Below are 14,287 nucleotides of genomic sequence, written 5' to 3'. Positions count from 1 at the left end.
GACGGGCTTTTAAAATGGTGCTTATTACTTTAGGTTTTGGTTAATCTGTTGTTGATTATTCATGCCCGTTATCCTGAGATCAATCCATCGGCACTTCTAAATATTATCGCCCGGTTTCATCAATTCTTAAAGCATTTAAACCAGTGTTTAAAGGGAGAGATTTGTTATCGGCTTAAAATTGTATGTGGAAAATAAAGCATTGTTAATGCTGATTTGACGCTATAAATCATAAAACCGATATGAACTACAGATCTCTCAAGTCGTTTGGCTGGCTGGTGTTATTGCTATCAGTTTCTCAACAGGCGATGGCACAACAACCGGCAGGCAGAAAGCCCAATATTGTTTTTATAATGACGGACGATCATACCACCCAGGCCATGAGTTGCTATGGTAGTAAACTGATCAAAACGCCAAACCTTGACCGCATAGCCAATGAAGGTATCAGGTTTAAAAACTGTTTTGTTACCAATGCCGTGTGCGGGCCGTCGCGTGCTACGATACTTACCGGGAAGTATAATCACCTCAATGGTTTGACCGATAATACCAAGATCTTTGACAGTACTCAGGTAATCTATCCGCAGTTGTTAAAGCGGGCAGGCTACCAAACCGCCATGATTGGCAAATGGCATTTAGGCACGCTGCCTGTTGGGTTTGACTATTATAGCGTGTTGCCCAATCAGGGTGATTATTACCAGCCGCAGTTTATTGAAAACGGGAAACGAATAACCGAGCAAGGCTACGTAACCGATATTATAACCGATAAGGCCATCAGTTTTTTGCAGAAACGCGATAAAGACAAACCGTTTTTACTCATCTATCAGCATAAAGCCCCGCATCGCAACTGGCTCCCGGCCATGCGGCATTTGGGGATGTTTGATCATACGGTGTTCCCGGAGCCTTTTAATCTGCTGGATAAATACAAAGATCGAGGTCGCGCAGCCAAAGAGCAGATGATGAACATTGCCACCAATATGTGGGATGCCTGGGATCTGAAGCTGATGTCGTCAAAACAACTGGACTCTATGGCCAGGGTTGTTGCTACGACGCCATTTAAAGATGATAAGGCCGATGAATACCTGCAAGCCAATGATGCCTCGTTGGATAAGCAACGTTTCTTCCAGGTATATAACCGTTTTACCCCGGAGCAGAAGGCCGCGTGGAACAAGGTTTATGATCGCCGGGTGGCCGAGTTTAAAAAACTTCATTTAAAAGGCGATGCCCTGGTAAAATGGAAATACCAGCAGTATATGCGCGATTATATGGCCTGTGTGGTGAGTGTGGACGAAAACGTGGGCCGCCTGCTGGATTATTTGAAACAAATAGGGGAGTTGGATAATACCATCATCGTTTACACCTCAGATCAGGGATTTTACCTGGGCGAGCATGGCTGGTTTGACAAACGCTTTATGTATGAGGAGTCTTTACGCACGCCGCTGCTGGTAAGATATCCACCGGCCATCAAAGCAGGCAGCGTGAGCAACGCACTGGCCATGAACCTTGATTTTGCCCCCACTTTGCTGGATTATGCAGGCGTAAAAACACCGGCAGATATGCAGGGTGTTTCTCTGCGTCCGGTTTTGGATAAGGCGGGTAAAACACCTGCCAACTGGCGTAAGGCTGTTTATTACCACTACTTCGAATTCCCGGGCTGGCACATGGTAAAACGGCATTACGGCATCCGCACTAACCGGTTTAAGCTGATTCATTTTTATAATGATATAAACGAGTGGGAACTGTATGATCTGAAGAACGATCCGCATGAGATGCATAACCAATACCATAATCCAAAGTATGCTACCACCTTGAAACAACTGAAAGTGCAATTACAGCAATTGCAAACCAAGTATAAGGACTATGCACGGTAGTCCAAGGGTTAGGTGAATCAAATGAAAACGAAGTAAACGAGAGAGAATGACAGCGACAGAGACATTTTTAACACTACACATTGGCGGGGCACATTTTTCTACCTGTCTGTTTAACCGCGAAACAGGGGGCATAGTGCCACAGAGTTATCAGCGCATCCCGGTTAGTTATAAAGTGGGGCAGAACATGTTGCTGCAGATCTGGGCGAACGCCATTGCCGATTTACCTGCCAAACATCTTGCCAATTTAACCGGATGCGCCGTTTCGGTGCCTTTACCTTTTATTGATCCAAAAGCTCAATACATTCCGGCTTGTGCAGAGCGGTATGCTAAGTTATACCCCATTTGCCTGGTTGAGTTTTTTGCCGAAATCTTAAATCTGCAGCCCGAGGATGTGCAGTTACATTATAACGGAACAGCTTATTTAAAAGGCGAGCTTTTTGCCCGGCCCGGCCTTGATGTCCCGGGTGTGGCCGGTGTGCATTTTGGTACAGACCTGTCGGCCTCGGTAATTACAGGCGGGGGCATCCAGCATTTGGGTTGGGAGTCAAAACGCTATTTAAATAAGCGTGCTAATGATTACCTGTCGGCCCAGGCCTTAATGCGCGGCTATCATCAGGAAACCGGTATATCGGTTATGAATGTCGGTCAGTTGACGGCATTGAGTAAGGAAAGTGTTGCAGCCCGCGACGTGCTCAAAGATTTCCTGCGCCGTGCTCTGAGCTTCCTGGTCAGAGAGGCGGCCAATAGCCACATCCACACAGTTGTTTTAGGCGGAGATCTTGTTCGTTATAACCTCGATTTTTTTCAGAATCTCAAGGAAGAGCTATCCACCAGGATTACTTGCTGGAGCAACCGGGATGATACCTTTCACCGGGGCTTATTTCAGTTGTTTCAGGAAAGTGAACAACACGTGAGTCTGATAGAATTTTAACAACGCTTCTTATTGAAGAAGCGTTGTTTGGATATCTCTTTTTCGGCCGTTTACCGTAATCGTAATATTGATCACTCCCTTTTCATAATCATTCCCCGCATTTTCTTTCAGGCTGATGTTTGGCGCTGTCTTGCCGGTATAAGGGTATAAGATGGTGATAAATGTTTGCGCGTTGGCATTAGCTTTGGGCTTCTCAAATACAAATGCTGGACGAGGCTTTTCTTTTTGATATTGATAAGACACAAAACTATCTGTTGCCTTTAACCCTATTTGATCTGCATTTAAATTTTGGATCAGCAGATTGTTGCCGTCAGCGTAGGTGGTGTTTATGCGGTTATGCGCTTGATCAACCACAGGTTTACTATCTTCTTGCAGGTTAAAATGAATGCCCAGTTTACCTGTGGCGCTGCCATAAGCTTTATCAACGATGATCAAATAAGCATGATCAACAAACAGAAAGCTGCGCTGATGGCTCAGGTGCTCATAGCTGGGGTTGGTGTAAGTCAATACTTCTATGTCTCCGCTGGGCGTCCATTTCTTTTCCTCGGCTTTGTTTTCGATGTTCTGGTCGTCAAGTGTTAGCGTTTGGTGGGCTTTGGTGCTGCGGTACCAATCTCTTTTGGGGTTAACAATGTTGCCCACGTTGGCATAAACAAAGCTGCCGGCATCGGGCGTAAAGTTGCGGCCTTTTACCCATAGCACAAAGTTGCCGTTATCAGGATGGGAGTGGAACCCGGCCGGTGGACCAGCTTTGATCTGCATCACCGTACTCTTCATATCCAGCGGATTACTGCTGCGGAAGGTGTAAAAACCGGCATTGTGCAAGGCAGATGAATGATAATCCGGAGCACTGCCCGATGCCCCATCTGTAGCAAACCAGCGGATAGTTTGATCTAGAGGAAACACCGTAGACCAGTCCCGGTAGCTTTTTATCATCTGCGCTTTGTCGGTCAGGAAGGAATTGCCATATAGCGGGAAAGTATAATCAGGGAAAGAATATTTACCAACGGCATCGATCATCTGTTTAACCAGGTTGCGATAGCTCTCCGGGAAATCGTTTTCTGCGCCTGCTTGTTGCGCAATCTTCAAACCTTCCAGAAAAGTAGTGAGCACGGTGATGTGATAGGAGGTTGATAGCTCAAAATCCACGCCGTCTGGCAAGATCTGTTTGCCAATCTCCTCGTTCAGTACCTTGATGCCGCTGGCGCTCCAGGTGCTGCAATGCTGCATCTCGGGGAAGCTGTAACCGGCATACATCATGTGCTCGGCCTCAAACAAGCGGTGGTTGCCGTCGGGCGTATAGTTGGCCAGCACGTAATCGGCCTGCTGGGCATAAACATCCAGAAACTCCATCAAAAAGGCAGGTGTGAAGTTGGGCGACTTCAGGAACATATTGAAATAGCTGCTCCAGTAATTGAGGCGGAACGATACAACGAAAGCTTTCCATGCGTAATCTTTGTCGTCAGGGTAAGCGCCTGGTTGATTCTTTTTAATCCAGTCGCGCACCTCGGTGATCCATTCCCGGGCGTATCTTTCATCGCCGGTGGCCCAGTAGGCCTTGCCCAATGGCTCCCAAAAGGCGGTTCGGTGAAGGAAAGTATTGAACAATTGATCGGGCACGGGGCGCAGTTGCCAGTTAATATCCTTGCCAAAATCATAGTAAGGGTAAGCCTTGTGCGGTTTAAATTTATGCAGCAAGGCATTGTCTGCCGCTTCCCGTATATCGGGACTTAACTTTTTGCCGGTTGATCTTTTCAGTTCATCTAGGTCAAAGTTTGGTCGCAGCATGCCGGTGCGGTTGCGGTAATAGCTGAGCAGTGCGGTGGCCGCGGCATCATAGCGGCCGGCATCAAACTGTTGCCTTACTTTTTCAAGTCCCCGATGTTTGAGGTTGATGCAGGCAAAGCTTTCTTTGGTTACCGGCTGTTCCTGAGCATGGGCTGTCAGCAAAGACCCTGTAAACAGGAGACAGGTAAACATGGTGCTGAAAAATATCTTCATAACTGATTTAAAAATGGTTAAACGAAATTACGGCAGGGCCAGGTTTCGCGCTTTTAAAATCGTCCGTAATAGTTTAGTTGGTGTTGAATAAACAGGATGTGTTTTTTCCTAAATGCTGGTTTGTCTGTGGCTAAACCATCGCGCTATCTCGGGCGGCTCTTTAGAAATTGGTTTTATTGCTTTCAATTTTGTCTAAAACGGTATGGTTTCAAATAAAGAATCCGTGCAGGTATATATGTTTGCTTTTACCAGTTAATTCTCAAACCAAATTCAAACATGATGTTTATACCGAAGACCAGGCGTTTGCTGTTTGCTGCCGCAGCCTTAATTACGCTTAATAAACCAGCTATGGCCGCTACGCCGCCAGACGATAACCTGAAACCAGCCTACATTATGGAGGTGATGCACCGCGTGGCCGATTGGCAGTTGAACGCATGGAGCACTAACGGCTTTAATCACCCCGAGGTAGATTGGACCAACGCCGCCTGTTATACCGGCATTTATGCACTAGGCAACATGCCGGGTAACGAGAAATACCTGAAGCCGATGGTAAAAATAGGCGAGGATTTAAAGTGGAACACCGGCAAGCGCAGGTTTATGGCTGATGATTACTGTATTGGCCAGCTGTACGCACAGCTTTATATGAATTATAAGGATGCCAAAATGATTGCCGCCTGGAAAACACAGGCCGACAGCATTATTGCCAAACCCCACAACGAGAGCCTGGAATGGAAAAACGGAATTGCCAACCGCGAATGGGCCTGGTGCGATGCCTTGTTTATGGGGCCAACAGCGCTGGCCTACCTGAGCAAAGCCACAGGCGATACTAAATACCTGGATTGCGCCACCAAATTGTGGTGGAAAACAACCGACTATCTGTACAACCCGGCAGAGCAACTGTACTTCCGCGATCAAAGCTTTTTTGGGAAGAAAGAACAAAACGGCAAACCCGTGTTTTGGTCGCGCGGTAACGGTTGGGTATTAGCCGGACTGGTGCGCGTTATGGAAAACATGCCTGCAAATTATCCGGATCGGACGCGGTTTGAAGAACTATACAAGAACATGGCAGCAAAGGTGGCCTCATTGCAACAGCCAGATGGCAGCTGGCATGCCTCACTGCTTGATCCCGGAAGCTACGATATTAAAGAAACCAGCGGCACCGGCTTTTACTGCTACGCGCTGCTTTGGGGCATGAACCACAAACTATTGGACGATAAAAAGTATTGGCCGGTGGTAAAAAAGGCCTGGAGTGCATTAACCTCGTCTGTACATGCCGATGGTATGCTGGGCAATGTACAACCTATCGGCGCCAGTCCGGATAAGGTGACCGATGGCAGCACCGAAGTTTACGGACCGGGTGCGTTCCTGCTGGCTGGTGTGCAGCTGCATGAGTATGTAACCGCGCATCCGCAGGTTTATCGTACCAAACATCAGAAATAACCGGGGGGATGGAAAAATCTGCATTAAAAAGCCCCCGGCTGCTGTCGCTGGATATTTTCAGGGGAGGAACCGTTGCGCTGATGATCCTGGTGAATAATGCCGGGGACAGCAAACATAAATACAGTCAGTTGAATCATTCTGAGTGGAATGGTTTTACGCTGACCGACCTGGTTTTTCCCTGTTTTCTGTTCATGGTTGGCGTATCCATTGTTTTTGCCATGGAGCGGAAGAAAAAGGAAGGAAATCATGGAAAGATCATTCTCAGTGCCTTTAAACGGATGGTATGGTTGATTCTGATCTCGTGGGCTATCCTGCTGTTCGTAAAACATCAGGTGCCTGACGATGTAACCACCATCACCGCCAAAGCAGGGTATCTGTTAACACATCTTCGCATCCCGGGCGTATTGCAGCGTATAGGCGTAGTGTTCTTTTTAACAACAATACTGTACTTAAAAACCAGTTCTAAGAGTCAGAACATAGTTTTAGCTGCCATTCTGGTGGGATATTTTGTGCTGCTGTGTTTTGTGCCGGTGCCTTACGCAGATTATCCGAGCCTTGCGCCCGCAGATAACTGGGGAGCCTGGATAGATCGTGCAGTTTTTGGAACTACGCACCTGTATAAAATACAGTGGGACCCCGAAGGTTTGCTGAGTACGTTACCTTCCATAGCAAGTTGTTTAATTGGCGTTAGGGCAGGCGAGTGGCTAAAACGCAACAACGTTGAGCCTGGCGATAAGGTGAGCTGGCTGTTTGTTTACGGCATCGGGGCCATTGTGCTGGCGTTGTTCTGGCATATCTTTTTCCCCATCAATAAAAAACTGTGGACCAGCTCTTACGTACTGCTAACCGGCGGAATAGCACTTAACGTGCTGGCCTTTACCTACTGGCTGGTTGATATAAAAGGCCGGCAGCGTTTTACCTGGCCCTTAGTTGTTTTCGGGATGAATGCGCTGATGGCCTATATTGTCAGCGATATCATTCGCGCTGTTTTTAATATGATGACAATTAGCGGTATGGACGGAATGGTGTTTATTCAGAACCGCCTGGTTGCGCCTTGCTTCTCATCGCCCTACAATGCTTCGCTTGCCGGTTCTATTGTAATTGTGCTGCTCTGCTGGTTGCCGATGTATGTGCTTTATAGAAGGAAGATCTATATTAAGGTATGAGGGCGGCATGGTTTTTCACAGTGCATAGGTGCAATCAGTATTTATGTGCCGGTTTAAAAAGTTTTCTGCTGCGGGCCAGTATTTTCAAACGCTGTTTATGAAATGAGATTTGACGATCGGCCCGCTCATTTTCCTGTCGGTAAAATTTATAAGCATCCATCATATCTTTATAATTCAGTAAACCAATAACTTTATTTGATGCAACAACAGGTACAGCCTCTACACCTTCTGTTGCCATTAGCGCAATTGCTTTCTGTAAGCTGTCGTTATAAGTGATATACAGCTTGGTGGTTCTTAGAATGGTATTTAGCTTATCTTCGGGGTTAACATCGTGCTTGTTGATGTCTGCAAGGCTAATGATGCCTATATAATTACAGTCCTTGTCAACAGCCAGGTAATAAAGATCTTTTTTGTTTTGAGATTTTAGCTCTTCTCTTACCATTTTAATCTCCATATCGGCGTCAAGAATATTCATATCGGCAGTGATGACGTCTTTTACAATTAACTTACTTAAAATGTCAGGTTCAAAAGAATCGGGTGCGGTAACTCCCTTGCGTGCTATCTTCTCTGTCATAATGGTATTCTCCATCAGGAAAAAAGAGACGAGGTAAGCAGCTGTACATCCACCTAGCAATGGAAGTAACGCATGGAACTGACCGGTTGCTTCTAAAGCAAACGTAATGCTGGTTAAGTAAGCCCTTGATGCACCTGCAAACAAAGCCGACATCCCGATCAGCGCACACATCGGAATGTTAATGCCCGAATTTGGGAAAACGTTAATAATCACTATGCCAATAACAGATCCGGCGGCACCGCCAATGGTAAGCAACGGCGCCAGCGTTCCGCCGGAGGTGCCGCTTCCCAACGCAATGGCCCAGGACAAGAATTTAAAGAAGAACAAACGCAACACCACCAGCAAAGCAACTGACCCGGATAGCACGCTGGTGATGTTATTATAACCAACGCCTAATGTTTGCGGCACAAAATAGCCAATAACGCCTACTGCCAAACCACCTATGGCGGGCCACCACATCCAATGCACGGGGATTTTTTCAAAAAGATCTTCCATTACATAAACAAACCTGGTTATACCCAACGATAAGAACCCAACAACCAACCCCAGGGTGCTATAAATGGCCAAAGCGCCGTTTGATGGTATTTCCAAATCGGCCATCGGAAATACCGGCCCAACCCCGAATAACAAATGATGGCCGGCCGCACCGGTGATACATGCCAACGCAACCGGCAAAATGGATCTTGGAGAAAACTCAAACAATAACAATTCTATCGCTAAAAATACAGAGGCGATCGGCGTTCCAAATATGGCCGACATGCCAGCCGTGGCCCCGGCCGCCAGCACCACTTTCCGCTCATTTGAAGTGATTTTGAATAACTGGCCGAGCGTTGAGCCTAATGCGCCGCCCGTGGCTATAATAGGCCCTTCGGCCCCAAACGGTCCCCCTGTACCAATAGCTATGGCAGATGATATAGGCTTTAAAAGCGTTATGGATGGTTTTATCCGGCTTTGATTGGTTAGTATTTGCTCCATCGCCTCTGGTATACCATGGCCGCGAATGGCTTTGGAGCCGTAAAGTGCCATTAATCCTACTGCAATACCGCCAATTACTGGTATAAATATAACCCATACGCCCAGGTGATTACCGGAGGGATTGAGAAAAGAAGGGTTAATTGATCCAAAAAAAGAAAGATTGGTTACCATATTGATTAGCATAACCAACAGCTTGGCAATTACACTAATAGCCATGGCCACTACGATACACAAAACGGATATTCTTAGTAGTCTCTTTTTTGATATTTTCTTTCCAGGATCGGCCGGATTTGGCGTTATAGCAGACAGTGACGGAGAAACGGGTATGCCAGTTTGATTAAGATTGCCATCCATGACCTTTAACAATTAGTTGATTCGTAATAAAAAGAGTGCAATTACGATATTGTCAAGTGAAAGTTTTAGAGAATTATTGCCCTAATTTACTGATAGATAGCATCCTAAATACTAAGAGTAAATAATTTCACCTGGTGGAAACTTTAAAAACAAAAGTTACAATTATTTGATCGTCAATGGATGAAAAAAATGAAATAGGCTAATTTATTTATAATCAGCTGGTTGTGTTATTGATCTGAGATAAAGCCTTGCGTTGTTTCTGGTGCGCGATCGATCTTCGCTTTAGCGAAGTAAGAGATAATTAATTCTCGATCAGATTTTTATCGGCATAAAAAAAAGGAAACAACGACCCTGTGTTGTTTCCTTTTGTACCGATGGGGAGCAATCGTTTGAACAGCTTCTGGAGTTTTTGGAGCTGTTTAAAAGGGTGCTTAAAAAGAAAAGATGAGTTAATCTTTATATCAAAGTGAGCGAATTATCTGATAAATATTTTGCCTTTAGGAATCTTATATTCGTTTATCAAATTGATAAATAACTTCCGAGCGGCGTTGTATACCAGTAGTTAAATGCCAATAATTCATTCTGAGCCACCATTCAAATACTCGTTCGGAGTAACATTATAAAGCTTTTTAAATTCCTTGCTGAAGTATTTAACATCATTGAATCCCACCTTAACGGCCGCCGCAATTACCGATGTTTCGCCTTCTTTGAATAGTTTAACGGCTTTCTTAAGACGCTCTGTTTTGATAAAGTTATTGAGCGATTGATTGGTGAGTGCGCTGAATTTTTTGTACAAAACAGATTTACTCATGCCCAGCTCGCGGGTGAGTGTAGTAAGGTCAAGCTCCGGGTTGTCTATGTTGTTTTGTATGATCTCCTGCAATTTGTAAAGTAATTTCTCATCTTCTGATTCCTGATGATGCAGGGGAAGAGGGGGGAGACTCAGGCGCTCGCTATACTTTCGCTGCTGTGCGCTGATGAGCGTTAGCATGTTGTGGATATTGAGGTGCAGCGCCTGGGTACTGAATGGCTTGGTTATATAAGCGTCGGCCCCGTGCTGCAGTCCGTGGATATGATGAACGGGGGCCGCCTTTGCCGTAAGCAGGATTACTGGGATATGACTGGTTCTGATGTCAGCTTTAATACGGGAGCAAAGTTCTAAGCCATCCATTACCGGCATCATCACATCACTGATAATCAAGTCCGGTATTAGGCGGGTAGCATAACTCAATCCTTCCTGCCCGTTCTTTGCCTCGATCACCTGGTAGTCGTTTTCCAGCGATTGCCTGATAAACTCACGTACTTCATCATTGTCTTCTACCAGCAAAATACTGCGGTTACCGGCTCTCTGGGATGATGGGAGCGCCTCTTCTTCGGCAGGTTCTTCATTCGGCTCGCTACCTAAAAATGTGAAATCATGTTGCGGTAGAGAATCGTTCAGAACAACTTGGTCGTTCGTGATATGTTCTTTGCCTAATGGCAACTTCACTGTGAATGCCGTAAACCCTCCCTGTCCATCAATTGCTGCTTTGCTGAGTACACTGATTGTACCCTCGTGAAGTTCAACCAAACGTTTAGAAAGTGCCAGCCCTATACCGGTGCCGGCCGAAGATTCAGCCTGATAAAAAGTGTCAAAAATACGATCAATATCTTCCGGTCGTATTCCTTTGCCGTTGTCTTCCACTACAACCTCTACCTGGTTATCGGTGGTGTTTTCATGAACCGAAACTTTGATTGATCCGCCCGCGGGCGTAAACTTCAGGGCATTGATAAACAGATTGTTGAATACTTTTTCAAGTTGATCGCGATCAAAACAAACCGTTAGCGGTATCGCCTGGGCGTTAAATTGAAAGTTAATATCCTTAATTTCAGCCGAGGACTGAAAAGCGCAGAAAATCTCTTTTAAGAATTTGATCAGGTCTTCCTCTGTCGGATACAGATGCAGCTGGTTGGCTCCCGCTTTTCTGAAATCCAGCAATTCGGTGACCAGTTTGTACAAACGGTTTGCATTATTCTCAATGCTGTCAATATACTGCCTTGCGTTTTTATTGTCTATTTTAATAGCTGCAAGGCGCTCGGCCGGTCCTAAAATAAGTGTGAGCGGCGTTCTGATCTCGTGAGAGATATCGGTAAAAAAATCAAGCTGCCGCTGATGGCTTTTTTTCTCCTGCTCTGCCTCAATACGTTCTCTGAAAAGCTCCTGCCTCAGTTGCATCCTGGCGCGTAAAAACCGCCTGATATAAGCCATAATAATGACTGCGATGATAAGGTAGATAACATAGGCCCACCAGGTTTTCCAGGGTGCCGGCAAAACATGAATATAGAGAACGGCTGGCTGCTGGTTCCATACGCCATCGTTATTAGCCGCCTTAACCTGTAATTGATAATCGCCTGCTGCCAGGTTAGTATAGGTAGCCGCGGGCTGATCAACATAATTCCAGTCGTGGTCAAAGCCGGTTAGGCGGTAGGCATACCTGTTTTTAGATGATTTGATAAAGTTGAGTGCGGCAAACCCAACGGTAAATACGTTCTGGTTATACTTAAAGGTTAGCTCGCGTTCATAGCTCAGATCGCCCTTTAGCAGCTCATGCTGCTGCTTAATCTTTAATGGCTGATTAAACAATTTTATAGAAGAAAAAACAACCTTTGGCGGTGCCTGGTTTTGGGTGATCATGGCCGGATTAAAATTGATCAGACCGTTGTAGGTGCCAAAATAAAAAGTGCTGTCGTTCTGTTTATAATAAGATCCTTTGTTAAACTGATTATCGGGCAAGCCGTCCTCCGTTTTCAGATTCTGAAAGCGTCCATGCAGAACATCAAATTTTGAAAGGCCGTCATTGGTGCTTATCCACAGGTTATTATGTGTATCGGCAAGTATGCCCAATACGTTATTTCCCGCCAGTCCTTCACGGGTTGTAATGGCATGAAAGGAGTGCTTCGGCTGATCCAATAAAAGCAGTCCCTTATAATAAGTCCCCACCCACAAGCGACCTAAGTTATCCTGCTGCATGCAATTAATATTAAAAGCGAGGGGCCTGTGCTGCGTTGCTGAGTCAAAGAAATCCATGCGCTTCATTTGTCCTCCTTTCGTCATCTGATATAAGCCGTTGGACGTTCCCGCCCATATGGTATGATCCTTATCTTCAAATAAGGTGTTAACCCAAAGTTGTTCTGTATTATTTGCGTTTACCGCGATAAAACGCCGCTCATTTTTTAGAAAAATCTTAACACCGGTACTGGTACCCACCAAAACCTCATTTTGATGGGTTATGAGGAGGCACCTGACATCATCTCCGCTGACTCCCGGAATTGTTTTTTGCCTGGAGTACCAGAAGTTTTCGAACCTGCCATCTGAGGGGTGGTATATATTGAGACCTCCGGTAGACGTACCTATATATACATCGCCTTGCTGATCGATAGCAATGGCCTTTACAAGGTTAGAACTGAGGCTTGTTTTATCGGCAACGTTGTTTCTGAAAACTGTAAACCGCCCGGTTTGCTTGTCCCAGAAATTAACTCCTCCGGCTTCAGTGCCTATCCAAAGGTTGTGATGCGCATCCTGCGTAATGGTACTGATAATGTTGCTGCTAATACTGTTTTTATAGGCATTGTTTTGAAAAACTGTAAAAGGGGCACCTTCCGGGTGCACCACATTCAACCCACCAAAATAGGTGCCGATCCAAATTGAGCCGGCTTTATCCTGAAAAATATCATAAATGGAATTCTGGCTCAGGCTATGCTGATCAGCGGGATCATATTGAAAATTATAAAAGCGTTGCTTATCGATATTGAGGATAGATAAGCCTTCCTGTGTTCCAATCCATAGGGTGCCGTTTTTGGCCACTATTATTTTTCTGATATGGCTGCCAATAAGTGTTTTATCGGGAGAACTATCCTTCGTAAAGGGGCTGAAAATGCCGGTTTTGTAATCGTAATGATAGAGGCCATTTGTCCTTGTTCCGATCCATAGGTTGTGATGTTTGTCTTGTGCAACAGTAGTAATGTCGCTGATGTCAAGCCTATTTACAAGAACAGCCTTAGCGGGGGAGTTGGGCCTTTGCCTGAGGAAATTTATTTTAAACAGCCCTTTAGTGGTTCCGACCAATAAATTATGCTGATCGTCTTCGCAGATCACACGAACTAGCGTGTTTTTATCGAGGCCCAGGTCGATTATTCCTGAAGTTTGCAGGTTTTTTCCTTCTAAATATTTTAGACAACCAATGCCGCCCAGATATAATCTGTTTCTGCTATCAAAATAGATAGTTTTTAGTCCCGGAACCACGACTGGGATTTTCTGAAACGATTCGTTTTCAGGATGGTACAACTCTAACCCGTTGGAGGTAACCCAAATTCTGCCCAGGCGATCTGTGATAACACTACCCAATGATTCGTCTGACGATATACTGCCCTCGTCGCTGTCGTCATGTTTAAAGTTTTTAAAACTTACCCCATCATACCTGCTTAGTCCATGCCTGGTAACGGCCCAGACATATCCGCCTGAGTCCTGCGTTAATGAAACTACCGAGTTGTCAGGCAGTCCATCTTTCACCTTAAAGCTATCAAAATAGAGCCGGTGCTCCTGTCCGCCTGCATATTGTGTACAAAACAGTATTGCTACTGCCATACACCATATAACGCAATATGAATTCTTTTCAATAAACCGGAAAGTGTAATGCATTTATAATTGGTTGTCAGAATTTGGATAATTCTGTTTACATGTTTAAGCGAGGCATAAAGTTAGTATAAAATTGATTTTGAAGTGCCTCTAAACGCTTAAAAAAACGGAATATTTTCCCCTATAAACGGAGGATTTTCTCCCAAAAACAGCGCTGGTGTCCCGTCCTTTGACTTTACAATTAACGGCTGTTCTGTACTGCCACTCTTGTTATAAACCAATTAAATAAATAGATGATGATGTTGAGGCGAATACCCATAGTCCTTCTCTTTTTTGTCGTATTTACGGCATTCACCCCAATTGATA

At 45.2% G+C, this 14,287-nt stretch carries 7 protein-coding genes; 4 read left to right on the top strand and 3 right to left on the bottom strand.

Features of this window, described 5'->3' with window-relative positions; genetic code table 11:
* The first annotated feature begins 239 nt into the window (after positions 1–239).
* On the top strand, positions 240–1,865 hold the full coding sequence (locus tag ABZR88_RS11160) for a sulfatase (protein ID WP_107830273.1): 1,626 nt from the start codon (positions 240–242) through the stop codon (positions 1,863–1,865).
* A gap of 46 nt (positions 1,866–1,911) precedes the next feature.
* Positions 1,912–2,796 carry an ROK family protein gene (locus ABZR88_RS11155; RefSeq protein WP_146166588.1) on the top strand — a complete coding sequence of 295 codons (885 nt, stop codon included), beginning with the start codon at positions 1,912–1,914 and terminating at the stop codon, positions 2,794–2,796.
* A gap of 9 nt (positions 2,797–2,805) precedes the next feature.
* Here the strand turns inward: ABZR88_RS11155 and hepC are convergent, their stop codons facing one another.
* Entirely contained in the window at positions 2,806–4,797 is a 1,992-nt protein-coding gene (gene hepC, locus ABZR88_RS11150) for a heparin-sulfate lyase HepC (protein WP_245917091.1), read from the bottom strand.
* Between the two features lie 276 nt (positions 4,798–5,073).
* Here hepC and ABZR88_RS11145 point away from each other — a divergent pair, with 276 nt between their 5' ends.
* Together ABZR88_RS11145 and ABZR88_RS11140 are read left to right on the top strand one after the other, a co-directional pair.
* On the top strand, positions 5,074–6,237 hold the full coding sequence (locus ABZR88_RS11145; RefSeq protein WP_245917090.1) for a glycoside hydrolase family 105 protein: 1,164 nt from the start codon (positions 5,074–5,076) through the stop codon (positions 6,235–6,237).
* Positions 6,238–6,245: 8 nt separating this feature from the next.
* Entirely contained in the window at positions 6,246–7,403 is a 1,158-nt protein-coding gene (locus tag ABZR88_RS11140) for an acyltransferase family protein (protein ID WP_107830269.1), read from the top strand.
* A gap of 34 nt (positions 7,404–7,437) precedes the next feature.
* Here the strand turns inward: ABZR88_RS11140 and ABZR88_RS11135 are convergent, their stop codons facing one another.
* Together ABZR88_RS11135 and ABZR88_RS11130 are read right to left on the bottom strand one after the other, a co-directional pair.
* A complete protein-coding gene (locus ABZR88_RS11135; protein ID WP_369434686.1) occupies positions 7,438–9,186 on the bottom strand; it encodes a chloride channel protein in 1,749 nt (582 codons plus the stop codon).
* 697 nt (positions 9,187–9,883) lie between these two features.
* Positions 9,884–13,930, bottom strand: a complete 4,047-nt coding sequence (locus ABZR88_RS11130; protein ID WP_170113660.1) for a two-component regulator propeller domain-containing protein — start codon at positions 13,928–13,930, stop codon at positions 9,884–9,886.
* Positions 13,931–14,287 lie beyond the last annotated feature (357 nt).

The organism is Mucilaginibacter yixingensis (assembly GCF_041080815.1).
Taxonomy (GTDB): Bacteria; Bacteroidota; Bacteroidia; order Sphingobacteriales; family Sphingobacteriaceae; genus Mucilaginibacter; species Mucilaginibacter yixingensis.
The sequence above is the reverse complement of the archived record's forward strand: the minus strand, read 5'-3'. Positions and strand labels throughout refer to the sequence as shown.